26 protein-coding genes and 1 tRNA gene are annotated in these 23,400 nt (G+C 68.0%); 21 read left to right on the top strand and 6 right to left on the bottom strand.

From position 1 onward, the window contains the following. Positions 1-288 precede the first annotated feature (288 nt). The 8 genes from B0F77_RS11795 to B0F77_RS11760 all read left to right on the top strand — a co-directional run bounded on the left by B0F77_RS11795 (position 289) and on the right by B0F77_RS11760 (position 8,165). On the top strand, positions 289-840 hold the full coding sequence (locus B0F77_RS11795; RefSeq protein WP_342746790.1) for a GNAT family N-acetyltransferase: 552 nt from the start codon (positions 289-291) through the stop codon (positions 838-840). Next, the gene (locus B0F77_RS11790) at positions 830-1,381 is read left to right on the top strand and encodes a GNAT family N-acetyltransferase (protein WP_086662879.1); all 552 of its coding nucleotides are present in this window, start codon (positions 830-832) and stop codon (positions 1,379-1,381) included. The genes B0F77_RS11795 and B0F77_RS11790 overlap by 11 nt, the downstream gene beginning before the upstream one ends. An 8-nt stretch (positions 1,382-1,389) precedes the next feature. Next, positions 1,390-2,331 (top strand): Ppx/GppA phosphatase family protein, encoded by a 942-nt coding sequence (locus tag B0F77_RS11785; RefSeq protein WP_086662896.1) that lies wholly within the window; start codon positions 1,390-1,392, stop codon positions 2,329-2,331. A gap of 176 nt (positions 2,332-2,507) precedes the next feature. Next, complete coding sequence (locus tag B0F77_RS11780) at positions 2,508-4,139, top strand: peptide ABC transporter substrate-binding protein (RefSeq protein ID WP_086662878.1); 1,632 nt, start codon at positions 2,508-2,510, stop codon at positions 4,137-4,139. 145 nt (positions 4,140-4,284) lie between these two features. Then, a complete protein-coding gene (locus B0F77_RS11775) occupies positions 4,285-5,214 on the top strand; it encodes an ABC transporter permease (protein WP_086662877.1) in 930 nt (309 codons plus the stop codon). Beyond that, entirely contained in the window at positions 5,207-6,181 is a 975-nt protein-coding gene (locus B0F77_RS11770) for an ABC transporter permease (RefSeq protein WP_086662876.1), read from the top strand. Before B0F77_RS11775 ends, B0F77_RS11770 begins: the two co-directional genes overlap by 8 nt. Before the next feature lie 9 nt (positions 6,182-6,190). Further along, positions 6,191-7,177 (top strand): ABC transporter ATP-binding protein, encoded by a 987-nt coding sequence (locus B0F77_RS11765; protein WP_086662875.1) that lies wholly within the window; start codon positions 6,191-6,193, stop codon positions 7,175-7,177. Then, a complete protein-coding gene (locus B0F77_RS11760) occupies positions 7,170-8,165 on the top strand; it encodes an ABC transporter ATP-binding protein (protein ID WP_086662874.1) in 996 nt (331 codons plus the stop codon). Before B0F77_RS11765 ends, B0F77_RS11760 begins: the two co-directional genes overlap by 8 nt. A gap of 6 nt (positions 8,166-8,171) precedes the next feature. Here the strand turns inward: B0F77_RS11760 and B0F77_RS11755 are convergent, their stop codons facing one another. From B0F77_RS11755 to B0F77_RS11745, 3 genes are read right to left on the bottom strand one after another with little or no spacing between them, the layout of a single operon-like run. Next, complete coding sequence (locus B0F77_RS11755) at positions 8,172-8,738, bottom strand: chloramphenicol phosphotransferase CPT family protein (protein ID WP_086662873.1); 567 nt, start codon at positions 8,736-8,738, stop codon at positions 8,172-8,174. Next, positions 8,735-9,163, bottom strand: a complete 429-nt coding sequence (locus B0F77_RS11750; protein ID WP_086662872.1) for a GNAT family N-acetyltransferase — start codon at positions 9,161-9,163, stop codon at positions 8,735-8,737. The genes B0F77_RS11755 and B0F77_RS11750 overlap by 4 nt, the downstream gene beginning before the upstream one ends. Then, entirely contained in the window at positions 9,160-10,620 is a 1,461-nt protein-coding gene (locus B0F77_RS11745) for a S10 family peptidase (RefSeq protein ID WP_086662871.1), read from the bottom strand. The genes B0F77_RS11750 and B0F77_RS11745 overlap by 4 nt, the downstream gene beginning before the upstream one ends. Positions 10,621-10,650: 30 nt before the next feature. Between B0F77_RS11745 and B0F77_RS11740 the strand changes: the two genes are divergently transcribed. The 12 genes from B0F77_RS11740 to B0F77_RS11690 all read left to right on the top strand — a co-directional run bounded on the left by B0F77_RS11740 (position 10,651) and on the right by B0F77_RS11690 (position 19,419). Next, positions 10,651-11,268 (top strand): uracil-DNA glycosylase, encoded by a 618-nt coding sequence (locus tag B0F77_RS11740; protein ID WP_211293752.1) that lies wholly within the window; start codon positions 10,651-10,653, stop codon positions 11,266-11,268. A 79-nt stretch (positions 11,269-11,347) separates the two neighbouring features. Next, entirely contained in the window at positions 11,348-11,950 is a 603-nt protein-coding gene (locus B0F77_RS11735) for a DUF4129 domain-containing protein (RefSeq protein ID WP_086662870.1), read from the top strand. Beyond that, a complete protein-coding gene (locus tag B0F77_RS11730) occupies positions 11,947-12,297 on the top strand; it encodes a hypothetical protein (RefSeq protein ID WP_086662869.1) in 351 nt (116 codons plus the stop codon). The genes B0F77_RS11735 and B0F77_RS11730 overlap by 4 nt, the downstream gene beginning before the upstream one ends. Then, complete coding sequence (locus B0F77_RS11725; RefSeq protein ID WP_086662868.1) at positions 12,294-13,235, top strand: AAA family ATPase; 942 nt, start codon at positions 12,294-12,296, stop codon at positions 13,233-13,235. Before B0F77_RS11730 ends, B0F77_RS11725 begins: the two co-directional genes overlap by 4 nt. After that, positions 13,232-14,461 (top strand): DUF58 domain-containing protein, encoded by a 1,230-nt coding sequence (locus B0F77_RS11720; RefSeq protein ID WP_086662867.1) that lies wholly within the window; start codon positions 13,232-13,234, stop codon positions 14,459-14,461. Before B0F77_RS11725 ends, B0F77_RS11720 begins: the two co-directional genes overlap by 4 nt. Next, positions 14,461-14,916, top strand: a complete 456-nt coding sequence (locus B0F77_RS11715) for a hypothetical protein (RefSeq protein WP_158102668.1) — start codon at positions 14,461-14,463, stop codon at positions 14,914-14,916. Before B0F77_RS11720 ends, B0F77_RS11715 begins: the two co-directional genes overlap by 1 nt. Before the next feature lie 142 nt (positions 14,917-15,058). After that, complete coding sequence (locus tag B0F77_RS11710) at positions 15,059-16,384, top strand: NAD(P)/FAD-dependent oxidoreductase (RefSeq protein ID WP_086662865.1); 1,326 nt, start codon at positions 15,059-15,061, stop codon at positions 16,382-16,384. A gap of 199 nt (positions 16,385-16,583) precedes the next feature. Further along, a complete protein-coding gene (locus B0F77_RS50510; protein WP_269083663.1) occupies positions 16,584-16,706 on the top strand; it encodes a hypothetical protein in 123 nt (40 codons plus the stop codon). Between the two features lie 134 nt (positions 16,707-16,840). After that, positions 16,841-17,806, top strand: coding sequence for an ATP-grasp domain-containing protein (locus tag B0F77_RS11705; protein WP_245847963.1), 966 nt, complete (start codon positions 16,841-16,843; stop codon positions 17,804-17,806). A 118-nt stretch (positions 17,807-17,924) separates the two neighbouring features. After that, positions 17,925-18,001 (top strand) — tRNA-Leu (locus B0F77_RS11700). Between the two features lie 342 nt (positions 18,002-18,343). Continuing rightward, positions 18,344-18,913 (top strand): RNA polymerase sigma factor, encoded by a 570-nt coding sequence (locus B0F77_RS11695; protein ID WP_086662863.1) that lies wholly within the window; start codon positions 18,344-18,346, stop codon positions 18,911-18,913. After that, positions 18,913-19,419: a hypothetical protein gene (locus tag B0F77_RS11690; RefSeq protein WP_086662862.1), complete on the top strand. Its 507-nt coding sequence runs from the start codon at positions 18,913-18,915 to the stop codon at positions 19,417-19,419. The genes B0F77_RS11695 and B0F77_RS11690 overlap by 1 nt, the downstream gene beginning before the upstream one ends. Positions 19,420-19,474: 55 nt before the next feature. Here the strand turns inward: B0F77_RS11690 and B0F77_RS11685 are convergent, their stop codons facing one another. Both B0F77_RS11685 and B0F77_RS11680 read right to left on the bottom strand, forming a co-directional pair. Continuing rightward, positions 19,475-20,077, bottom strand: a complete 603-nt coding sequence (locus B0F77_RS11685; RefSeq protein ID WP_143466682.1) for a hypothetical protein — start codon at positions 20,075-20,077, stop codon at positions 19,475-19,477. A 169-nt stretch (positions 20,078-20,246) separates the two neighbouring features. Then, a complete protein-coding gene (locus B0F77_RS11680) occupies positions 20,247-20,996 on the bottom strand; it encodes an inositol monophosphatase family protein (RefSeq protein WP_143466681.1) in 750 nt (249 codons plus the stop codon). Positions 20,997-21,112: 116 nt separating this feature from the next. On the opposite strand from B0F77_RS11680, the gene B0F77_RS11675 reads away from it, so the two are divergent. Beyond that, a complete protein-coding gene (locus B0F77_RS11675; RefSeq protein WP_086662859.1) occupies positions 21,113-21,955 on the top strand; it encodes an SGNH/GDSL hydrolase family protein in 843 nt (280 codons plus the stop codon). Positions 21,956-22,246: 291 nt separating this feature from the next. Here the strand turns inward: B0F77_RS11675 and B0F77_RS11670 are convergent, their stop codons facing one another. Beyond that, complete coding sequence (locus tag B0F77_RS11670; RefSeq protein WP_086662858.1) at positions 22,247-23,389, bottom strand: PucR family transcriptional regulator; 1,143 nt, start codon at positions 23,387-23,389, stop codon at positions 22,247-22,249. Between the last annotated feature and the right edge of the window lie 11 nt (positions 23,390-23,400).

Raw genomic sequence — 23,400 nt, 5'->3', positions numbered from 1 at the left:
ACGACCACCACTACGACGACGACCACCACCTCCGCCCAGTCGGACCCGCCCGCGCAGTCCTCCACCGGGACCACGGGAACGTCCTCGGGCACGTCGTCGACCGGCGGCGGCAGCAGCGCCAACACCAGCAGCGGCAGCAGCGCGGCCGAGTCCTCGTCGCCCAGCTTGGTAACGAGCACGCCCAGCTAGTCCGGCGTGTCACGGTGGATGCCAGCCGGCCGAGCTGTTGGAGTCCCACCTCCCGGTAAATCGCGAGGCATGGACGGCGTTCCTTGGCATTGTGAAGGCGTGCGACCTGACTACCCGCTGAAGACCGAACGCCTCGTCCTGCGCCCCTTCGAACCGGGCGACCTCGACGACCTCCACGCCTACCGCTCCGACCCCGAGGTCTGCCGCTACCTCTACAGCGAACCCGGCCCGATCGAGGAGACCCAGCAGCGCCTCGACAAGAGCCTGACCATGGACGAGCTGACCGAGGAGGGGCAGTGGCTCGTGATGGCGGTGACTCTCGAGGACCGGGTCATCGGCGACGTCGTCCTCAAGTGGGTCAGCGAGAAGGACCGCCAGGGCGAGCTCGGTTACGTCTTCAACCCCGCCTACCAGGGCAAGGGCTACGCGCGTGAGGCCGCAGAGGCCATGCTCAGGATCGGGTTCGAGGAAATGAAGCTGCACCGCATCGCCGCCGTGTGCGACCCGCGCAACGAGCCGTCGTGGCGGTTGATGGAACGTCTCGGCATGCGCAGGGAGGCGCACTTCCGCGAGAGCGAGATGTTCAAGGGCGAGTGGGGTGACTGTTTCATCTACGCCATGCTCGAAGAGGAGTACGGCCGTGCGGCCTGACTACCCGATCGAGACGGACCGTCTCGTCCTGCGGCCGTTCGAGCTCGGCGACGTCGACGACGTCCTCGTCTACCGCTCGCTTCCCGAGGTCAACCGCTACCTCTACTGCGAGCCCTGCACGAGGGAGGAGGCCGCGGCGGGTCTCGCGAAGTGGGCCGGCCAGGACGAGATCACCGGGGAGGGGCAGACGCTGGCCCTCGCGGTCACCCTCGAAGGCCGGGTCATCGGCGAGGTCGACCTCAAGTGGCTGAGCGAGCAGCACCGGCAGGGCGAGATCGGCTACATCTTCAATCCCGCCCACCAGGGCAACGGCTACGCGCGTGAGGCCGCGGAGATCATGCTCGGGATCGGGTTCGGGGAGCTGGGCCTGCACCGGATCATCGCCGACTGTGACGCGCGCAACGAACGGTCGTGGCGGGTGATGGAACGCCTGGGCATGCGCCGGGAAGCCCACTTCAGGCACAACGAGATCGTCAAGGGCGAGTGGGGCGATCGTTTCGTCTACGCCATGCTTGCCGAGGAGCATCGGCAGCTGAAGTAGGGGTGATCATGTCGCGGGTTGCGGCCATCGACTGCGGGACCAACTCGATCCGACTGCTCGTCGCGGACGTGACGAAGCGCGACGACGGCACCGCGTGGCTGCGGGACGTGCACCGCGAGATGAAGATCGTCCGGCTCGGGCAGGGCGTGGACGCGACCGGGCGGTTGCACCCCGACGCGATCGAACGGACCAGGGAGGCCCTGCTCGACTACGCGCGCACGATGCAACGCAAGGGCGTGGAGACCGCACGGATGGTCGCCACCAGTGCGACGCGCGACGCGAGCAACCGGGACGAGTTCTTCGGGATGACCGCGGAGATCCTCGGCGCGCCCGCCGAGGTGATCACCGGGGACGAGGAGGCGCGGCTGTCGTACCTCGGCGCGGTGGCCGATCTTGACCCGGACGAGGGACCCTTCCTTGTCACCGATCTGGGTGGAGGTTCGACCGAGTTCGTCCTCGGCAGCGGCACGGAGGTCGAGGCCGCGCGATCTATGGACATCGGGTGTGTGCGGCTGACCGAGCGGTTCATCAAGTCCGATCCGCCGGCGAAGGCGGAAATCGCCGAAGCGGAAGCGTTTGCGCGCGAAGCGATCAAAGAAGCCTTCAACTCGGTGCCGGTGGAGAAGGCGGTGACCTGGATCGGGGTCGCCGGCACCGTCACGACGTTGTCAGCCCTGGTCCAGGGCCTGGAGGTGTACAACAGCGACGTTATTCACCTCAGCAGGATCACACTTGACAATGTTCGAGAAATCACCGACCGTATTCTCTCCATGACGCATGATGAGCGTGCCTCGCTCGGGCCCATGCATCCCGGCCGGGTGGACGTGATCTGCGGTGGAGCGTTGGTTCTGCGTGCGATTGCCGAGGAGCTCTCGAATCGCGCGGGTATTCGCACGCTCGTGTGCAGTGAGCACGACATCCTCGACGGCATCGCGTTTTCGCTGGTCTAGCGCCGAATTAAGGTCGACTTGAGGTGATCGTGACGAGTTTGTAACCGCTTTCGATGCGCGTACTCCTGGACACCCCGGTTAACGTCCTCTCACGTTTTGGGAGGTGGACGAGACCTCCCGGGGAGGCGCGCGCACGCAATATCTGCGGCGGCGCCGGGGAAAGGCGGGAGAGACTGATGTCGCGATCACTGGTTGCGTGGGTGGCTCTGCCAGTCGCGCTGGCCATGACGCTCAGCGCATGTGGCGGCGGTGGTGGTGGTTCGACCACCTCTGAGGGCAAGGAAGACACGGAAGGCACGGTGTCGATCTACGGCACCGAGCCCAAGAGCACGCTCTTCCCGGCCAACACGACCGAGGCGGGCGGCGGCAAGATCACCGACGCGCTGTTCACGCGTCTGGTCGGCTACAAGCCTGACGACGGCGCCACGTACAACCTGGCCGCCGAGTCGATCGAGTCGAGCGACGCCAAGGTCTACAAGATCAAGCTCAAGTCGGGCATGAAGTTCCACGACGGCACCGACGTCGACGCGCAGAGCTTCGTGGACGCCTGGAACTTCGCCGCCTACGCGCCGAACGCGCAGCAGGCCAGTTCGTTCATGTCGCCGATCGCGGGCTACAAGGACGTCCACCCCGCCGACGAGAACGCGAAGCCGGCCGTGGACAAGATGTCCGGCCTCAAGGCCGTGAGCCCCACGGAGCTCGAGGTCACGCTGAGCGCGCCGAACTCGGTTTTCCCGATCATGCTCGGCTACCAGCCGTTCTCGCCGCTGCCGAAGGCGTTCTTCGCGGACCAGAAGGCGTTCGAGGCCAAGCCGATCGGCAACGGGCCGATGAAGTTCGCCGCCCGCACGCCGAACGCGCTGATCAAGCTCGAGCGCTTCGACGACTACAAGCTCGAGGACAAGGTCCACTTCAAGACCCTCGACGTGAAGATCTACTCCAGCCAGGAGACCGCGTACCAGGACCTGGTCGCGGGCAAGCTGGACTTCATGGAGGCGCTGCCGCCGTCGGCCAAGGTCGGCGAGAAGTACAAGGCGGACCTCGGTGACCAGGTCCTGAACGCGAACCTGCTGGGCCAGAGCGCCATCGCGCTGCCGTACTACGTCCCGGCGTTCAAGGACAACGTGAAGCTCCGCCAGGCCATCTCGATGGCCATCAACCGCGAGCAGATCACCAAGACCGTGCTGGCCGGCTCCTACGTGCCGTCCGACGGCTGGGTCTCGCCCGGCATCAAGGGCTACCGCAAGGGCATCTGTGGCGAGTACTGCTCGTACAACCCGGAGAAGGCCAAGGCGCTGCTCAAGGAGTCCGGCTTCACCGGCAAGCTGACCATCCAGTCCAACCAGGACGGTGGCCGCAAGGAGCCGCTCGAGGCCGCGTGCAACAGCATCAAGCAGGCGCTGGGTGTTGAGTGCGAGTTCGTCGGTGCCACCAACTTCGGTGCGTACCGCCAGATCGTCGACGGCAAGCAGCTGACCGGCATGGGCCGTTCGGACTGGTCGGCCGACTACCCGTCGATCGAGAACTTCCTCAACCCGCTGTACCGCACCGGCGGTTCCTCGAACGACTCGAACTACTCGAGCACCGTCGTCGACGGTCTGCTGGAGAAGGCTGACGGCACCGCCAACCAGGACGAGGCCATCAAGCTCTACCAGCAGGCGGAGGACCAGATCGCGAAGGACATGCCGTCCATCCCGACCTGGAACGAGAAGGGCATCGGTGCGCGGTCGAAGAACCTCCTCGCCGCCAAGCTGACCTTCACCCGTGACGCCGAGCTCGCGGCATTCCGCGTCAAGGCGAAGAGCTGACAGCCGACGAAGCGCACGTCAGATTCTGAGCAAGTGAGCACTGAGCAGTAACCCTTTCCGGCCTCGCGTCCGCCAAGCGTTACGGACGCGGGGCCGGAAGGGTGTTCAGGGTCTGGCGCCCCCCACCACGCAAGGAGCCGACCTCATGGGTCGCTATGTGCTGCGCCGTCTGCTGCAGCTGATACCGGTCTTCCTGGGGACCACCTTCCTGATCTACGCACTGGTCTGGGCGATCCCGCAGGACCCCTTCTCCGGCAAGTGCGGTCAGCGGCCGTGCGACCCGTCGTACATCGCGGAGATGAGCCAGAAGCTCAACCTCAACGACCCGCTGCTCGTCCAGTACTTCAAGTACCTCGGCAATCTGCTGCTCGGTGACTTCGGCACGACGTTCAACGGCGTCTCCGTGGGCGAGCAGATCTCCACCTCCTGGCCCATCACCTTCAAGCTGGGCATCATCGCGGTGATCATCGAGGCGGTCATCGGCATCATCGCCGGTGTGCTGACCGGCCTGCGCAAGCAGGGCTTCCTCGACAACCTCGTCCTGGTGTCGACGCTGTTCCTGATCTCGCTGCCGGTGTTCGTCACCGGTTTCGTGCTGCGGCTCTACCTCGGCCCGCAGGGCTTCGACATCATGGACACGTCCGTCGGCACCGATCCGTCGATAGGCGAGCTGATCCTGCCCGGCTTCGTGCTCGGCAGCCTCTCGATGGCCTACGTCGCCCGGCTGACGCGGACGAGCATCGTGGAGAACCGCCGTGCGGACTTCGTGCGCACCGCGATCGCCAAGGGGCAGCCGCAGACTCGCGTCGTCGGCATCCACCTGCTGCGCAACTCGCTGATCCCGGTGATCACGTTCCTCGGCACCGACCTGGGTAGCCTCATGGGTGGCGCGATCGTCACCGAGGGCGTGTTCAACATCAACGGCATCGGCGGCCTGATCTTCCGCGGCATTCAGGAGAAGGAAGGCGTCATGGTCACGGGCATCGTGACCCTGCTGGTGCTCGTCTATCTGCTGGCGAGCCTGCTCGTCGACCTCCTGTACGCCGTTCTCGACCCGAGGATTCGCTATGAGTGACCCAGGATCCGTGTCCGGCGGAACCGGACTCGAGGCGGCCGCGGCCGCCGGCGTCGACCAGGCGAGCCACCTCGACGACTCGTCGCAGAAGCAGCGCAAGCCCCACTCGCTGTGGAGTGACGCGTGGGGCGAGCTGCGGCGCAAGCCCACGTTCGTCATCTCGCTGGTGATCATCGCGATCGTCGTGGTGATGGCGATCTGGCCGTCGCTGTTCACGTCGGTCGACCCGCGGCACGCCAACCTCGACAAGTCGCTCGCGAAACCGTCCGCGGACGCGTGGTTCGGCTACGACCTGCAGGGCTACGACGTCTACGCCCGCGCCATGTACGGCGCCCGTGCGTCGTTGCTCGTGGGCATCTTCTCGACGATCCTGACCGTGGTGATCGGCTCGTTCGTCGGCATCATCGCGGGCTACGCGAAGACGTGGATCGACAGCTTGCTGTCCCGGTTCGCGGACATCTTCGCCGGCATCCCGTTCGTGCTCGGCGCGATCGTCATCCTGACCACGCTGAACGCGCCTTCGGAGAACCCCGGCGTGGTCCGCATCGTCACGCAGGTGGTGCTCTCGATCGCGGTGCTGTCGTGGCCGGTCGTCATGCGCATCATGCGGTCCGCGACGCTGGTGGCGAAGCAGCAGGACTACGTCAAGGCCGCCCGCGGCCTGGGCGCCTCGCCGTTGCGCATCGTCTTCCGGCACCTGCTGCCGAACACGGTCGCTCCGGTGCTGGTGTACGGGACGATCGCCCTGGGTGCCTTCATCGGCGCCGAGGCGACGCTGGCGTTCCTCGGCATCGGCCTGCGGCCGCCGGTCGTGTCGTGGGGCGTGATGATCTCGGAGTCGCGCGACTACTTCCAGTCGGCACCGCACATGCTGCTGTTCCCCGCGGGCTTCGTCACGGTCACCGTGCTGGCCTTCGTCATGCTCGGGGACGCCGTGCGCGACGCCCTCGACCCCAAGTCCCGATAGGGAGATCTCGTGACTCAGCCATTGCTGGAGGTCGAGGATCTCCACGTGGAATTCCGCACCCGCGACGGTGTCGCCAAGGTGCTCAACGGCGTTTCGTACCACGTCTCGGCGGGCGAAACCCTTGCGGTGCTGGGTGAATCCGGTTCCGGCAAGTCCGTGACCGCCCAGACGATCATGGGCATCCTGGACATGCCGCCGGCGTTCATCACCAACGGCACGATCAAGTTCCGCGGTGAGGACCTGCTCAAGCAGTCCGACGAAGAGCGTCGGATGGTCCGTGGCGAGGGCATCGCCATGATCTTCCAGGACGCCCTCTCCGCCCTGAACCCCGTGTTCACGGTCGGGTTCCAGATCGAGGAGCAGCTGCGCGTGCGGCGCGGGATGTCCAAAGCGGACGCCCGCAAGCGCGCGATCGAGCTGCTCGACCAGGTCAAGATCCCGAACGCCAAGGGTCGCATCTCGGACTACCCGCACCAGTTCTCCGGCGGTATGCGGCAGCGCGCGATGATCGCGATGTCGCTGGCGCTCGACCCGGAGCTGCTGATCGCGGACGAGCCCACGACCGCGCTGGACGTCACCGTGCAGGCCCAGATCATGGACCTGCTGGCGGAGATCCAGAAGGAACGCGACATGGGCATGATCCTGATCACCCACGACCTCGGCGTGGTCGCCGACGTCGCGGACCGGATCTCGGTCATGTACGCGGGCCGCATCGTCGAGCACGCCGACGTGTACGAGCTGTTCCGCGCGCCGGGCCACCCGTACACCGAGTCGTTGCTGGAGTCGTTGCCGCGCCTGGACCTGAAGGGCCAGGAGCTCAAGACGATCAAGGGTCTGCCGCCGTCGCTGACCAACATCCCACCCGGCTGCCCGTTCAACCCGCGCTGCCCGCGCGTGTTCGACCGCTGCGTCTCCGAGGTGCCCGCGGTGCACAACCTCGGCATGGGACGCACCAGCCGGTGCCACATCGCGGAGGAGGTTGTCGCTCGTGGCTGAGCCAATCCTCGAGGTCGAGAACCTCGTCAAGCACTTCCCGGTCCGGGTCGGTGTGCTGTTCAAGCGCACCGTGGGCCACGTCCAGGCCGTCGACGGTGTGTCCTTCAGCTTGAACAAGGGCGAAACCCTCGGCGTCGTCGGCGAGTCCGGTTGTGGCAAGTCCACGCTGGCCCAGGTGCTGATGCGCCTGGAGCCGCCGACGTCCGGTGTCGCGCGCTTCGAGGGCCGCGACATGTTCGCGATGAAGGGCGCGGAGCTGCGCAAGCTGCGCCGCGACATCCAGATCGTGCTGCAGGACCCGTACACGTCGCTGAACCCGCGCATGACGGTCGGCGACATCGTCGGGGAGCCCTTCGAGATCCACACCGAGGTCGCCCCGAAGGGCTCGCGCCGGCAGAAGGTCCAGGAACTGCTGGAGACCGTGGGCCTGAACCCGGAGCACATCAACCGGTACCCGCACCAGTTCTCCGGCGGTCAGCGCCAGCGCATCGGCATCGCCCGCGCGTTGGCGTTGAAGCCCAAGGTGATCGTGTGCGACGAGCCGGTGTCCGCCCTGGACGTCTCGATCCAGGCTCAGGTGATGAACCTGCTGGGCGACCTGCAGAGCGAGATGGGTCTGTCGTACGTCTTCATCGCCCACGACCTGTCGGTGGTCCGCCACCTCTCGGACCGCGTCGCGGTGATGTACCTCGGCAAGATCGTGGAGATCGGCACCGAGGACGAGATCTACGAGCGCCCGATGCACCCGTACACGCAGGCGCTGCTGTCCGCCGTGCCGGTGCCGGACCCGACCCAGCGCGGCCGGCGTGACGTCATCCGTCTGACGGGCGACGTGCCTTCGCCGATCGACCCGCCGTCGGGCTGCCGGTTCCGCACGCGGTGCTGGAAGGCGCAGGACATCTGCGCGACCGAGGTGCCGGAGCTGGTCGTGCGCAAGGACGGCCACCCCGCCGCGTGCCACTTCGCGGAGGAGCGCGCGGTCGTCTGATCGTGTCTAGCCGGTTGAGGGGTCGTGCCTGCGGGTGCGGCCCCTCAACTCGTCGAAGGCCCGTTTGCCGGGCGCCTGGGCGAGGAACTCCTTGATCGCCAGCGCGCATTCACGCGGGCTGTTCCTGCTCGTGTCGACCTCGAAGTCGTAAAGCCCGTGCTGGTGGACGATCTGGAACTGGTTCGCGGCCATGCCGGGCGTCCGGTCACCCCTGGCATGTTCGCGCCGCTCCAGCTCCTCCAGAGGGCAGTGCACGCCCACGAGCACGACGTCCAGGCCCTCCAGCACCTCCAGGCAGTCCTGGAGCCGCCAGGGCTCGCTGAACAGGTGGTCGACCACGACGTCGTTGCCGGCCTGCGCCATGGCCGCCACCGAGCGGTGGAAGCCCGCCCTCATGCGGCGCAGGAAGGCGTTGAGCTCGGGCTCGTCGAGCTCTGTCACCCGGTTGCCTGGGCACATCGCGGAGAACGCGTCGATGCTCAGGTGGAAGTACCAGGTGTCCAGCACCTGCAGGAGCTCCTCGGCGATGCTCGACTTGCCGGAGCTGGACGTCCCGTTCAGGAAGATGATCATCCGTTGGCCAGCTCGGTGATCGTCACCCCTGGGGCGATCTCGCGCGTGCCGATCTCGACGAACCCGCGCTTGCGGTACAGCCGGAGCGCGGGTTCGTTCCCGGTGCCGGTGCTGACGATCTGCGGGCCGTCCGGCAGCGCGTCGAGGAGCCGGGAAGCGATGCCGCGGCGATGCGCCCGCGGGTGCACGACGAGCCGGCAGATGTCTACAGTGGACCCGACGAGTTCGTAGGACACCGCGCCCACGAGGCCTTCCTCGTCGTACAGCCCGAGAAAGGTCTCGCCGGACGCTCGCAGTTCGGCAGGCGTCTCGTGCAACGGCGGGATGCCGTCGAAGCCGATGAGCTCGGCCTCGACGGCATAAGCCAGCCGCTGCACCGTCCACAGCTCGTGCAGGACGGTGTCGTCGGACAGGTCCAGGATCACGTGTTGGACGAGTTCCGCACGAAGGCGGCCAGGTCCTCGGACTGCTGGACGCGCGAGGGCTCGTGCACGTACATCATGTGGCCGGCCGGGTAGTAGGCCGACTCGATGTTCGCGGTGAGCTCCTTCGGGATCTGCAGGTGCGCGATGAGGTGCTCGGCCGCGAAGTACGGCGTGGCGCCGTCGTACCAGCCGAACGCGACGTGCACCTTGAGGTGCGGGTTCGCCCGCATCGCCGCCGAGAGCTTGCCCGCGGTCGTCACGTGCCGGCCCTCGAACTCCTTGTACGACCACTTCTCGATGGCCGACCAGGCGAGGGTCTCGTACGGCAGGTCGTTGGAGTAGCCGAGCTCGGCGTGCAGGTAGTGGTTGATCGACGCCGAGTACGGGCCGAGGATCGCGTCGATGGACGGGTCGGCGGAGATCTCCTCGCGGCCGTAGTCCTTGTCCCACCCGGTGAAGCGGCCGTCGAGGCGGCCGACGGTCCTGCGGTCGCGGCGCAGCAGCTCCGTGAAGAACCGGATGTGCTCGATGCGCAGGTCGACCGCGTCCACGTACTCCTCGGTCAGACCGGTCAGCCGTGCGATCTTCTCGATCGTCGCGGCACGTTCGACGTCGGAGAGCCGGTTGCCGCGAGCCAGGGCGTACGGGTAGTCGCGCGAGGCGAACTCCTCGGCCTCGGCGAGCACCTCCTTGAGCGGACGGTCGCCGTGCAGGCCGTGGTAGTGCGCGATGGCCGCGTATGTGGGCAGGAAGAGCGTGTAGCCGAGGTCGTGGCCCTCGTTGAACTCGAGCGTGGCGAAGTCCAGCACCGAGGAGATCAGCATGAGCCCGTTGACGTACATGCCGTACTTCTTCTGCAGGTGCTCGGCGAGGCCCGCGGCGCGCAGCGTGCCGTACGACTCGCCGCAGAGGAACTTCGGCGACATCCAGCGGCCGTTGCGCGACGTCCACAGCCGGATGATCTCGGCGATGGAGTCGATGTCGGGCTGGTAGCCGTGGTAGTTGCCGGGCTTCTCGCCCTTCGCGGCCCGGGAGAACCCGGTCGACACCGGGTCGATGAACACGAGGTCGCTCTCGGCGAGCAGCGACTCCTCGTTGTCCGCGATCCCGTACGGCGGCGCGGTCAGGTTGCCGACGTCGCCGCTCAGCACCTTGCGCGGCCCGAGGAGCCCCATGTGCAGCCAGAGGCTGGCGGATCCGGGCCCGCCGTTGAACGCGAACGTCACCGGCCTCTTCAGCGGGTCGGCGCCGTCGAGCGTGTACGCGGTCAGGAACACCTCGGCCTTGGGCTTGTGGCCCTCGAACACGCCGTCCTTGAGCACTTCTTCCTTGAGCACGACACGCCCGGTGACGGCGGTGTAGTTCAGCTCGCGGCCCTTGACGGTGATGCTGTGCTGAGTGGTGACCAGGTCATCAGCCGGAGACTCTGGCTTCTCTTCGGTCTTCTCCTCGGACATGGGAGCAACACTACGGAACTCGACGATCGAATAACGGCCTGCCGAGCGTGCCCGCGCCTGGTCGCCTGGCGCGAGTCGGTCGCCGCGGTGAAGCGCGCCGCGTTCCGCGATCAGGAGTACTGGGGCAAGCCGGTGCCGGGCTTCGGCCCGATGGACGCCTCGTTGCTGATCGTGGGCCTCGCCCCCGCCGCCCACGGCGCGAACCGAACCGGCCGGATGTTCACCGGCGACCGCTCCGGCGACTTCCTCTACCGGGCGTTGTACGAGGTCGGACTGGCCTCGCAACCCGAAGCGTGGGCGCTCGACGACGGCCTGGAGCTGTACGGCGTCCGGATCGCCTCACCGGTGCGATGCGCGCCGCCAGCCAACAAGCCGACGCCCGAGGAACGGGACCGGTGCTCGCCGTTCCTGCGCGAGGAGCTCGGCCTGCTGACCTCGCTGCGGTCCGTCGTGGTGCTCGGGGCGTTCGGGTGGCAGGCGTTCCTGCCGCTGCTGGGGTCCGCGCGGCCCAAGTTCGGGCACGGGCTGGAGGTGGAGCTCGGTGGGCTGCGTGTGTTCGGGTGCTACCACGTTTCGCAGCAGAACACCTTCACCGGGAAGCTCACCCAGGAGATGCTGCAGGAGGTGCTGCGCAGGGCAGTGGGCTGATGCGGAGTCCCGGTCTGACACCGTCAAGTTGACCAAAAGGATCATCCCAACGGCGGCGAACCGTGTAAGGCTGACCGGCATGAAGTGGTGGCGGGCCGTGGTCGCGGTGGCGGCGTTGCTGATCGTCGTGGTGGCGGCCAGCGGATCGTCGCCGATCACGCTCGTCAACCGCCTGGACGACAGGCCGCCGCCGCAGGACCGCTCGTCGTCGCTGGACGTGGTGGTGCCGCAGAACCTGCCGGACGCGGTCGCAGTGCCGTTCACGGTGTTCCTGCTGTTCCTCGCCGGACTCGTCCTGTTCGGACTGGTCGGGATCATCCTCGCGATCGAGCTGCCGCGCTGGCGCCGCCGCCGGGGTGTGCGCGGCGTGGAGATCGAGGACTTCGAGCTCACCCGGACCGTGTCGGCGGTCCAGCGCGTCGAGAAGGCGTTACAGGAGTTCACCGAGCACCCGCAGCGGCCGCCGCGCGACGCCGTGATCGCCGCCTGGCTCGCGCTGGAGGAGGCCGAGCCCCGCAAGCCGCACCAGACGCCGACCGAGTTCACCGAGAAGCTCGGCGTCGACGCCGCCGTCCTCAAGGACCTGTACCAACGCGCGCGCTTCGGGCACGAGGACGTGACGGCCGCACAAGCTCAACAGGCGCAACAAGAGTTGAGCCGCATCGTCCGGGAGCTCGCATGAAGACCGCACTGGCGCTGGTGGTCGGGGTGATCATCGGCGTCGTCATCTGGTGGCTCGGCGCCTCGCCGTTCTGGGCGGCGGCGCTCGCCGTGCCGCCCACCGCGTTCGGCGTGCTGATCACCAGGCTGCCCCGCGCCACGGACATCGTGTGGAGCTCGGCACCGCCGCCGCCCGGCTCGATCAGTTCCGCACAGGCCAGCACGCTCACGAGCAGGCTGGCCGAGGCGGCGGAGAACCCGCGGCGCTACCAGGAACGGTTCCGCGCCCGGCTCGCACTACTGGGGATCGAGGCATCCGAGATGCCGGACCCGAAGGAACTCGCCGAAAGGCTCAGGAGGGTCGAGTGACCATTGAACTGGAGGCCAAAGCCGTTCTCGACGAGATCGGCAAGGTCGTCGTCGGGCGCACGCGGACGGTGCGGCTCGCGTTGGCGGCCGTGCTGGCCGGTGGCCACGTGCTGCTGGAGGACGTGCCGGGGCTCGGCAAGACGCTGATCGCGCGGTCGCTGGCACAGGCTTTGAGCCTCGACTTCCGCCGCCTGCAGTGCACGCCGGACCTGCTGCCCGCGGACGTCACCGGGTCGTTCCTCTACGACCCCGGCAGCCGCGAGTTCGAGTTCCACCAGGGGCCCGTGTTCACCGGGCTGCTGCTGGCCGACGAGATCAACCGGACGCCGCCGAAGACGCAGTCCGCGCTGCTGGAAGCCATGCAGGAGCGGCAGGTCACGGTCGAGGGGCGCACGTTCCCGTTGCCCAGGCCGTTCCACGTGCTCGCCACCTCGAACCCCGTCGAGTACGAGGGCACCTACCCGTTGCCAGAGGCGCAGCTCGACCGGTTCCTGGTGCGGCTCGACATCGGGTATCCGCCCGCTGAGGAGGAGGTCGAGGTCCTGCGGCGCAGGATCGCGCGACAGCGGGAGGAGGCCGAGGTGCCTCCGGTGTTCGCGGCCGGCCGGCTCGCCGAGCTCCAGGCCGAGCTCGAGAAGACCACAGTGGACGACGACCTCCTGCGGTACTGCGTCGATCTGGCCGTGGCGACGCGGCAGCACCAGTCCGTCGAGGTCGGCGCGTCACCACGAGGCGCGCAGGCGCTCGTGCTCGTCGCCCGCGCCCTGGCCACTTTGGACGGACGCGCATACGTGACGCCCGAGGACGTCAAGGAGTGCGCGGTCGCCGTGCTGGCGCATCGGCTCGTGCTCAAGCCGGAGACGTGGACGTCCGGTGTCAGCGGCGTGCAGGTGGTCACCGAGCTGCTCGGCAAGGTTCCGGGCCCGCCCAGCTCATGAGCAGAGCGGACAAGATCAGGGACGCGTTCGCCCAGTCGCACGGCGCGCACTGGCATCCGACGGACGCGTACTCGCGCGCGGTGTGGCTCGGCGCCGGCCTCGTGGTCGGCGGCCTGTTCCTGCACCAGGTCGAGATGGTGCTGTTCGGCGTGCCGCTGATCCTCAGCGTGCTGCTCACGTCGAAACCGAAGGGCACGCCGACGGTCAGCGTCCGCCCGGTGCCGCGTGGTGCGGGTGCCGGAGTCGTGCACACCGTCGCGCACGTCGACGGCGCGGACGCGGAGATCGCGGTGGTCAAGCTGCCGTCCGGTCCCGCGGCCGTTCCGGCGCACTCGCCCGATCTGCCCGTGGAGATCCGCCGCGACGCGTGGGGTCCCGGCGTCGATCTGCGGTTGGACCACCTCTTCGCCGGACCGGACGGCATGCACGTCTACGGCCCGATCGTCGGCACCGAACACGTCCGCACGATCCTGCCGCCGGTCGAGCACCACCCGTCCGGCCCGCTGCCACCGCGCCCCGCCGGACTGGTCGGCATCCACCGGTCGCCGCGCGCCGGTGACTCGACCGAACTGCGTGACATCAGGGCGTTCCAGCCAGGCGACCGGCTCAAGCGCATCGACTGGCGCGTCACGACCCGCACCGGCACGGTCCACGTCCGCGAGCGGCACGCCGAGGCCGACGCGGAGATCGTGCTGGCCATCGACACCCGGACCGACGTGGGCACGAACGTGGCGGAGTGGTCGTCTCCTCACTACGGCGCCACCACGCGCCCCGACGGCAGCCTGGACCGCGCGGTGCGCCGGGCGGCGTCGATGGCGGCGGGGTACCTGAGGCAGGGCGACCGGGTGGCGTTGATGGACCTCAGCCGTCCACAGCTCAACGTCCGGTCCGGCGTGGGCCGCCGGCACCTGTTGCGGATCCGCACCCAGCTCGTCGTGTGCGTGCAGGCCGCTGGGTGGGCGTCACGCGTGGCGTTGCGGAAGCTCCCGCACGGATCGGTGGTGGTGCTGCTGTCGCCGTTCCTCGACGACGACATCGCTGACCTGGCCGTGCAGACGCGCAAGCACGGGCATGTGGTGCTGGCGATCAACACGCTGCCGTTGCCGTTGACGCCCGACCGGGAGACGCCGTGGGGCGAGGTGGCCGCGGAGATGATCGCCGCGGAACACCGGCTGCGGCTCAGGCGCATGAGCCGGCACGGGGTGGCGGTGACGGCGGAATGCTGATGCGACTGGCGATCGTGCTCGCCGCGGTGCCCGTGGCGTTGATCCTGCACCTCGAGTCCGACACGATCGCGCCGCTGATCATCGTCACGGTGCTGACGGCGATCACCGCGCTGATGCCGGGGAGCGCGGGCGCGGCGTTGCTGATCGGGTACGCGGCGGTGGCGATGGCGTTCGCCGACGGGCACCCGTTGCGGCTGGGCGTGCTGCTGATGATCCCGGCGCTGCACCTGATTCACGTGACGTCCGCGCTCGCGGCGGTCGTTCCGGTGAAAACGAGAATCGAGCCCGCTGCGCTGAAAGCACCAGCACGCCGGTTCGCCATTGTCCAGGCGATCTCATTCGCTGTCGCGGGCTTCGCGGCGTTCGTCCCATCGGGGCCTAATATCGGGCTTGTCGAGCTGCTCGGACTGGGGGCTCTGACGGTCGTGATCGCGGTCGTGGCGCTGAGGATCTGAATCGACCCTCTCAGCGAGAACACCTCAAATCTCACTCAAGGTGCAGGTCAGCGGTGAGGGTGTTCGGCATCACCCGGCGACGGTAGTCACAACGGCCCCTCCGGACGCGCGAAAAAGGGGGTCCTGGTGCGACCATATGTGTATGGCTGCTGTGAAGTCGCAACCCACGCGAATCGTCATTGTCGGCGGTGGGTACGTCGGGATGTACACGGCTCTCGGACTGCAGAAGAAGCTGCGATCCGGTGAGGCGTCGGTCACCGTCATCGACCCGCAGCCGCACATGACCTACCAGCCCTTCCTGCCTGAGGCGGCGGCCGGCTCCATCGAGCCGCGCCACGTCGTCGCCCCCCTGCGCAAGGTGCTCAAGCGCTGCCACGTCGTCACGGGCCGCGTCACCAAGATCGAGCACGCGCGCAAGATCGTGACCGCCGAGCTGTCCGACGGCCACGTCGAGGAGATCGAGTACGACGTGCTCGTCTCCGCGCTGGGTGCGATCTCCCGCACGCTTCCGATCCCCGGCCTGGCCGAGGTCGGTATCGGCATGAAGACGATCGGCGAGGCGATCTACGTCCGCAACCACGTGCTGTCGCGCCTGGACCAGGCAGCGAGCACGAACAACGCGGACCTGCGCAAGAAGCTGCTCAGCTTCGTCGTGATCGGTGGCGGCTTCGCGGGCATCGAGACGCTCGCCGAGCTCGAGGACATGACGCGGTATGCGCTTCGGTACTACGAGGGTGTCAAGCCCGAAGAGATGAACTGGGTCCTCGTCGAGGCGATGGGCCGGATCATGCCCGAGGTGTCCGCCAAGCTCGGGGCGTGGACCGTCGAGGCGCTGGAGAAGCGCGGCATCAAGATCTACCTCGACACCCGCGTGAAGTCGCTCGAGGGTGGCCACGTCGTCCTCGACGACGGCACCGAGTTCGACTCCGACACGATCATCTGGACCGCCGGCATGAAGGCGAACCCGGTGCTGCGCAACACGGACCTCCCGCTCGACGAGCGCGGCCGCGTCCGGTGCACCGCCGCCATGCAGGTCCAGGGCCTCGACGGCGTGTGGGCCGCCGGTGACTGCTCCGCGGTGCCGGACCTCTCACGCATCGAGGAGGACCCGACGGCGACGTGCGTGCCGAACGCGCAGCACGCCATCCGTCAGTCGAAGCTGCTGTCCAAGAACATCGTCGCGTCGCTGCGCGGCCAGAAGCCGAAGGACTACTTCCACAAGTACCTCGGCTCGGTCGCCGGCCTCGGCCTCTACAAGGGCGTGGCGGACGTGTTCGGCCTGCGCTTCAAGGGCCTGCCCGCGTGGTTCATGCACCGCAGCTACCACGTGGCCTTCATGCCCACCGTGAACCGCAAGCTGCGCGTGCTGATGGACTGGACGCAGGCGCTGTTCTACGGTCGCGAGGTCGTGGCGCTCGGTCAGATCAACGACCCGAAGTCGGACTTCGACCGCGCTGTGCAGTCCTGACCCGTTACTCCCCGTGAGTGCACTAGTGCCCCGAACGTGACCACGTTCGGGGCACTTCGCTCGTCCGGAGGCGGAACTTGAGCGCCCAATCGGAGTAAGCTCCGGGGCCTGTCTTGACATTGCGTTACGTGAACCAGAGACTACGGCTGGTGCATCACCTGAATGCGTGATTCGCCGTGTGGGGAGAGAGGTGATCCCGATGTCTCTCGAGGAGCTGGCCGCACAGCTTCGTCGCGGCGAGATCGAGGACCCCGCGTTGGCGCAGTACGCCGCAGAGTACGCGCAGGCGGGGCAGAGTTTCCGCAGCAAGAAGGACGATTGAGCAGGTCGGCTGACGGGCGGGTGCCAGGTGCCCCGTCCGAGGCTGCCAGACCACTGCTGTTGCAGGGTCAGGACTACCTCTTCCGTTCCCCGCCCAAATGCCTGGACTTCCAGGAACAGGTCCACCGCCTGGGCATGGTCGACGAGGGCGACGGCAATCCCCAACCTTGCGTACTGGTGCTCGCGCGCGCCGCCGACATGGAGATGAACGAACTCTCCATCGCCCTGGCCGAGCGCGGCATCCGCATGGCCCGCATCGACGCCGACCGCTGCGTGGACCTGCCGCTGTCCGTCTACACCGACCAGCCGCTGATCGAACTCGACCGCTGGCTGCTGCGCCCCCTGCTGGTCTGGCGCCGCCACTTCGAACTCTCCGCGGTCCCCGTCGAACCCGGCACCCTCGCCGGCGCCTACGCGGTCGACCAGTGGGCCTCAGTGGCCAACTGGCTGTCCTCACGCTCCGACTGGGCACATGTGAACCCTTCGCGCTTCTCGACGCATCTGGACCGCCTGACGCAGCTTTCCGACGCTTCTTCGTTCGGATTGCGTGTGCCACGCACAGCCGTGACAACCCGTCCGGGCCGTACGCGCCCCGGCGGAGGCCGCTGCATCGTCAAGACGGCAGGGCGCCACCTGCTGGAACCACGCCCAGGCGTGCAACACGGCCTGTTCCCGCGCCCGCTGGAAACCTCCCGAGCCTCCGACGCCCCAGAGCCGGCCCCGGTGATCGTCCAGGAGTACGTGCCCTCGGACACCGAGCTGCGCGTGTTCGTGGTGGGGGAGCGCTGCATCGCCTTCCAGGTCGACAAGCTGGACCCGGCCCAGCTCTGGGTGGACCCCGACGCCGTCCGCGTGACGCCGACCTCCGTGCCGACCTCCCTGTCGGACCGCCTGCTGGCCCTGGCCCGTCACTGGCGCGTGCAGGTAGCCGCGTTCGACCTGCTCGTCACCGGCTCTGACCACGTGTTCCTGGAGATCAACGTCAACTGCGACTGGCGCTGGTTCGAGCACCGCGCAGGCGACAACTCGGTCTCCGCCGCCGTCCACGACTGGGTCGCCCTTCGCTTCAAGGAACTGCTCGGAGCAGGGAGGGCCCGCTGATGTTCGGGGCCGTTCGACGCTTAGCCGAATGCTCGCTCTAGTCCAATTCGCTGGGCCAGGCGGGCGAGAAAAGACCATCCGCTCACACAGGCCGACGATCAAGGCCTAGGCTCACCGCGCCCCCGTAGCCCAATCGGTAGAGGCAGGTCCCTTAAAAGGATCACAGTACGGGTTCGAATCCCGTCGGGGGCACCATCTGCATCCACCCCAGGATCTGGTGCCTGAACAGGCAATTTGCTCGTCGCAGGCATGGCTTCGACGAGCCTTTCGGCGGTACCGGCTGCCCCCTGAGGGTGTTCGGGCGAAGCCGGAGAGTAACCAGAAGTTGATCATGATCATCGTTCAGATGGACGCTGAGCCGAGTGATCTTGGTCGGGCATCATCGCAGCAGGTCAGGCAGATCGAGCTGGGTGGCGGCTGTGGTGGTCGGTTTGTCGGCCTCTGGTATGTCGGGCGGTGTGGTCTTCGTCACGGGAGGGGTCCGTGAAAAGTCGGCCGCGGTGGAACCCTCGGTGGCGGTTCCGGACATCTCCCGGTGTGAGCAACGAGGTGCACGCCGGGCTCGACTCGGACGCGGAGCTGTGGGCGAAGGTCCGCACGGGGGACATGGCCGCCTTCCGGGTGGTCCACGACCGTCACGCGCCCCGCGTGTACCGGCACTGCTATGCGCGCATCGGTGACCACGCCGAGGCCGCGGAGGCCGTCAACCAGGTGTTCCTCGCGGCCTGGCTGCGCAGGCACAAGATCACCGCCGGGCCGGACGGGCTGTTGCCCTGGCTGGTCGTCACGGCGGGCAACACCGCGCGCAACCACCTGCGGTCCATGCGGCGCAGGGACGCTCTGGTCGACCGGGTGGCCGCCGCGGCGGACCGGGGCGACGGGGCGGCTGCTTACAACGTGGCGGTGCGGGCGGCGTTGGACACGCTGAACGCCGCGGGTCGCGCGGTGGTCGGGTTGTGTCTCATCGAGGGTTACACGTACGAGGAGGCGGCGCGGGTGCTGGACGTCCCGGTGGGCACGATCCGGTCCCGGCTGAGCCGAGCCAAAGAGCGGTTGCGCAGTGAATTGAAGAAAAAGGGAATCGACTACCGGGAAGGGGGCATCTGATGCAGTCGTTGTTCGACGGGGCACATGAATTCGACACCGACGAGTCGTGGCGCGGAACGCAGGACGTGATCACTGGACATGCGCGACGGCGGAAAAGGGTCGCGGTGACGGCAGGAGTAACGCTCGCGGTGCTCGGCACTGGTGCGGCCGCGGTGGTGTCCGCACTTCCGGTGACCGATTCGTCGAGCGTGGAATGCCGCGCTGTCGCCAAAGACGGAAAGTCCCTTCCCGGAACTTTCGGCGGCCAGGCCGGGCCGGCGGGCAGCGTCGCCGAACCGGCCGTCGCGGTGGACCTGTGCGCGACGTTGTGGCGAACGGGCCTGCTGCGCCCCGGCGTCGAGGGTGTCGTGAGCCCCGAGGGCGACGCCGACCCCAACGCGTCCGGCCCCTACCCGGTGCCGTCCCTGGTGGCCTGTGTCGACCAGGGCGGCGGCCACGCGGTCGTGGTGGTGGGGACCAGTCCGGCGGACTGCTCGCTGGCCGGCCTCGCACCTCTGGCGGGCTGAGCGGATCGGGTGGGGCTGGTGCACCAGCCCCACCCGATCACCAGAACTCAGCGACCTACCACTTGAAGTGGATCGAGGAGACCTCTTCGTCCACGAGCCCGTAGCTGCCCGCGGACGTGTAGTAGCCGGCACCCGCGCCGCCGTAACCAGCGTTTTCGAACACCTTGTGGTGGCAGCTGGAGTAGCTCCGGCCGGAGGCGATGTCGTCGTTGATGGAGTCGCCGACGTAGTTCACGCCCCACGACAGGGACGTCGTGCAGCCCGACGCGGCGAGGGCGGTGTAGATGGTGCCGCCGCCGAAGTTGTTCGAGTCGTAGAAGATGCCGATGACCACGTCCTGGAAGGCGGCCGACTTGCCCTCGGCCGACTTCATCAGCGCGGCGAGCTCCTCCGGCGAGTCGACGCCGGCCGCGGACTCCGCACTGGCCACGCCGCCGGTCGCGTAGGCCACCCCGGCGCCGACGCTGTCAAAGCACACCGGGGCGTCGTTGAGGACCTGCGGCCCGTCGGCCGGATCGCCGTCGACACCCAGCGGGACCGCCTGGACGACGCAGTGCCGCACCTGGCCCTTTCCGGTGTCGGCGACAGCGTTCGGCGCGAACAGGACCGCGCCCAGAGAAAGAAGTGCGGCAACTGAGGCCGCTTTGCGAGGGTTCATCATTGTTGTTCCCCCAGAGATTGTCCGCCTCTGTTGGGCGGGTACGTCCGAATCTATCCAATTCGGCATTATTGGTAAAGTCCGGCAATCGGTCTAAACTGCCGGAATATAATCAGTTGAACACCGAAAACGAATCAGTTGAACGTTGGGGCGCCCAAGTCGAGACCATTCAGGTCGATCGTGTGACGATGCTTTCCAGTCGGGTGCGAATCCACTCGACGATCTCACCGCGCCCCGCCACGAACCCGTCGGTGCCGATCTCGGCGAACTTCCCGCCCGACGCACGGACGAGCACCTCGCCCGCCGCCACGTCCCACGGGTGGATGCCCAGGTTCGCCGCCGCGTCGGCCCGGCCGGCTGCCACCCAGGCGAGCGAGAGGGCCGTTGAGTAGACGCGGCGCACGTCAGCGACGTTCATGAGTGAGCCCAGGAGTTCCATCTCGCCGTGGTACGGGGTGCCGGGCAGCGGGATGTCGGTCAGCACGAGTGGTCGCGGGCTCATGCCCGGCGCGACGGTCAGGCCGCCCGACCGCACGCTGAAGGGCACGTCGGTGGCCGCGGTGAACAGTTCGTCGCGGAACGGGTCGAGCACGCAGCCCGCCACCAGCACGCCGTCGACGGCCGCGGCCACCGAGATGCAGGACAGCGGGAGGCCCCGGACGAAGTTGCGGGTGCCGTCGATCGGGTCGACGAACCACGTCACCGGAGCGGACGCCGACCCGAGCTCCTCTCCGACGACCGCCGAGCCCGGTGCGCCGGACGTCAAAGCGGTCCGCAGGAACGCCTCCACCTCCAGGTCGGCCGTGCTGACCTGGTCGAACGTGCCCTTCAACGTCACGTCGACCGGCATGTCGTGCAGCAGCTTCGCGGCATCCACACAGGACTGCGTGGCGAGCGCGAGGAGATCCCCAGGAGTCACGAGGTCATTGTGATGCGTCACAAACACGACCGGCTGACTCTGGGCAACGTCCCACCCGCCCACGTGACCAGAGCTACCACGATGAGCTGACCTGACGATGACGTTGGAGGTTCGGGATGCGGATCGTGGCCGGGTTGGCGTTCGTGGCGGCGTTGGTCGCCGGCACAACCACAGCACAGGCGGACACGCTCGAGTACGTGGCGCTCGGCGACTCGGCGGCGGCCGGGCCGTTGATCCCGAACCAGGACCCGGCGCTGTGGTGCCTGCGCAGCGACCGGGACTACCCGCGGGTCGCGGCGGAGCTGCTCGGCGCGACGCTCACCGACGCGACCTGCTCCGGTGCCGAGACCGATCATCTGGCAGGACGCCAGTTCGGCTTCGTGACGCCGCAGCTGAACGTGCTGAAGCCGTCCACCGACCTCGTGTCGCTGACGATCGGCGCCAACGACATCGGGTTGTTCCAGACGGCGTTGAGCTGCATCAACTTCCTGCCCGAACCCGCGGGCATCTCGTGCAAGGACCGCTATACGGCGGGCGGCACCGACCAGCTCGCGCAGGCCGTCGACGCGTGGGCGCCGGAGTTCGGTGCGGTGCTCGACGCGATCAAGCAGCGGTCGCCGCACGCCACCCTCCTCGTCACCGGCTACGGCACCTACATCCGGCCGGGCGGCTGCTATCCGCGTCAGCCGGTCTGGAGCCGTGACAGCGACTACCTGCAGAGCGTGCTGAACAAGATCAGCGCGACCGTCAGGGCCGAGGCGACCAAGCGCGGGGCCACGTTCGTGGACTTCGCGGCGGTGACCGTCGGACACGACATCTGTGCCGCACCCGCCGACCGGTACCTGGAGGGCCTGATCCCGACGACGATCGCGGCGCCGCAGCACCCCAACGCGGCGGGCATGCAGGCCTTCGGTACCGCGGTGGCGAAGGCAGCCGATCTTGTCGGACCCGCTGCGTGAGTTGTGACGCGGGGTTCCCGGCCAGGGGCAGGGCCCCGGCAAAGTCCCGTCAGGCCATCCGCCTGGTTGTCGATGGCGTGTGCAAGTACCACCAACCCAACATCAACAAGCACTTTGCTACTACCAACTGGCCTCGTCGATCCCAGCGCCCGGCTCAGCCATGTTCGGCAACTGTCGACCATGTTGGGTGTAGTTGGCGGCGATTTGATCAAGAGTTGGTGGTACTTGCAGACGCCCACCAGCAGAAACGACTTGGCCCGGGCCTTGCCAGCCACAGGGGGTACCCCTGCGTCAGCGCGCCCTCCGCGCCGCCAACGCCGCGGTCAGCAGCGTGACGTGCTCGATCCGGGTCGGGTCCAGGCCGGTCAGCTCGGCCACCCGCCGCAGCCGGTAGTCCACGGTGTTCGGGTGCACGTGCAGCTCGGTGGCGGCAGGGCGTCGCGAGCCGCGGCGGAGGTAGACCTCCAGGGTCTCCACCAGTTCGTCGGACAGCGGATCCACAATGGACGCCAGCGGCTCCAAAGCCGCGCTGGGCCTGGACAACTGGTATTCCAGCAGGACGTCGGTGAGCCGGTACAGGCCAGGGCCCGACCGCACCGCCACCAGAAGCACCTCGCGCGCCAGCCTGGCGGCGGCCGCGACCCCGGAGGGAGGGGCCGCGACCGCCGCCACCGTCAGAGGCACGCCCGCGGACCGCGTCACGTCCGCCACGATCCGGTCGAGCGGGAAGTCCTCGCCGGGCAGCAGGGCGATGCCGCCGTCCGGGGTCAACGAGGACAGCACCGGTTCACGGCTGTGGCGTTCCAGTTCGGTTCGCAGTCGCCGCAGCTTGCGGCGGCCGGCCACCGAAGCGTCGACGTCCGGCAGCAGCTCGTCGGGATGCGGCGGCACGTGCAGTGCCAGCACGACGTACGGGCCGGCTTTCGCACTGCCGTCGAGCAGCGACGTCAGCAACGTGTGCCGCGCGGACCGCTCGTCGTCGAACATCGTCTGCCGCTCGTCCAGGTAGCCCGCGCTCACGGCGGGCGTGACGACCTGCAGGTAACGCATGGCCAGGGCGTTGAGCTCCAGCACCTGCCCGACCTCGTCCGGCCGGGCGTCGGGCACCAGCGCCTCCCACACGACCTGGATGCCCACGTGGTACGCGGTCAGCACCACGTCGATCGGCACGCCCTCCTCGGCGCGGCGGGCCGCCGACTCGCGCAGGAACCGCAGCTCCTCACCGGTCGGCAGGGTGCCGGTGCGCAGGACGTCGGCGAACGCGCGCAGGGTTTGTTCGATCACCCGGGTGATGTCGCCGGCCAGCTCCTCGCCGGGCAGTTGCTGGTAGGCGGGCACCCGTTCGGTGATCTTGGCCAGCACCTGCCGCACGAACGCGGGCATCTCCGCGACGAGCCGCGAGGCCACCGGACGGCCACCGATCACAAAGGACATCCGCCGATTCT

Origin of the sequence: Lentzea kentuckyensis, assembly GCF_002150765.1 — a bacterium.
Taxonomy (GTDB): Bacteria; Actinomycetota; Actinomycetes; order Mycobacteriales; family Pseudonocardiaceae; genus Lentzea; species Lentzea kentuckyensis.
The sequence above is the reverse complement of the archived record's forward strand: the minus strand, read 5'-3'. Positions and strand labels throughout refer to the sequence as shown.

What these genes read in the sequence shown, in the direction of transcription:
- B0F77_RS11710 (WP_086662865.1), top strand. Translation starts at nt 15,059, where the DNA reads ATGGCTGCTGTGAAGTCGCAACCCACGCGAATCGTCATTGTCGGCGGT.
- B0F77_RS11775 (WP_086662877.1), top strand. Translation starts at nt 4,285, where the DNA reads ATGGGTCGCTATGTGCTGCGCCGTCTGCTGCAGCTGATACCGGTCTTC.
- B0F77_RS50510 (WP_269083663.1), top strand. Translation starts at nt 16,584, where the DNA reads ATGTCTCTCGAGGAGCTGGCCGCACAGCTTCGTCGCGGCGAGATCGAG.
- B0F77_RS11690 (WP_086662862.1), top strand. Translation starts at nt 18,913, where the DNA reads ATGCAGTCGTTGTTCGACGGGGCACATGAATTCGACACCGACGAGTCG.
- B0F77_RS11705 (WP_245847963.1), top strand. Translation starts at nt 16,841, where the DNA reads ATGGTCGACGAGGGCGACGGCAATCCCCAACCTTGCGTACTGGTGCTC.
- B0F77_RS11670 (WP_086662858.1), bottom strand. Translation starts at nt 23,389, where the DNA reads ATGTCCTTTGTGATCGGTGGCCGTCCGGTGGCCTCGCGGCTCGTCGCG.
- B0F77_RS11785 (WP_086662896.1), top strand. Translation starts at nt 1,390, where the DNA reads ATGTCGCGGGTTGCGGCCATCGACTGCGGGACCAACTCGATCCGACTG.
- B0F77_RS11735 (WP_086662870.1), top strand. Translation starts at nt 11,348, where the DNA reads ATGAAGTGGTGGCGGGCCGTGGTCGCGGTGGCGGCGTTGCTGATCGTC.
- B0F77_RS11675 (WP_086662859.1), top strand. Translation starts at nt 21,113, where the DNA reads ATGCGGATCGTGGCCGGGTTGGCGTTCGTGGCGGCGTTGGTCGCCGGC.
- B0F77_RS11730 (WP_086662869.1), top strand. Translation starts at nt 11,947, where the DNA reads ATGAAGACCGCACTGGCGCTGGTGGTCGGGGTGATCATCGGCGTCGTC.
- B0F77_RS11780 (WP_086662878.1), top strand. Translation starts at nt 2,508, where the DNA reads ATGTCGCGATCACTGGTTGCGTGGGTGGCTCTGCCAGTCGCGCTGGCC.
- B0F77_RS11720 (WP_086662867.1), top strand. Translation starts at nt 13,232, where the DNA reads ATGAGCAGAGCGGACAAGATCAGGGACGCGTTCGCCCAGTCGCACGGC.
- B0F77_RS11745 (WP_086662871.1), bottom strand. Translation starts at nt 10,620, where the DNA reads ATGTCCGAGGAGAAGACCGAAGAGAAGCCAGAGTCTCCGGCTGATGAC.
- B0F77_RS11715 (WP_158102668.1), top strand. Translation starts at nt 14,461, where the DNA reads ATGCGACTGGCGATCGTGCTCGCCGCGGTGCCCGTGGCGTTGATCCTG.
- B0F77_RS11770 (WP_086662876.1), top strand. Translation starts at nt 5,207, where the DNA reads ATGAGTGACCCAGGATCCGTGTCCGGCGGAACCGGACTCGAGGCGGCC.
- B0F77_RS11755 (WP_086662873.1), bottom strand. Translation starts at nt 8,738, where the DNA reads ATGATCATCTTCCTGAACGGGACGTCCAGCTCCGGCAAGTCGAGCATC.
- B0F77_RS11685 (WP_143466682.1), bottom strand. Translation starts at nt 20,077, where the DNA reads ATGAACCCTCGCAAAGCGGCCTCAGTTGCCGCACTTCTTTCTCTGGGC.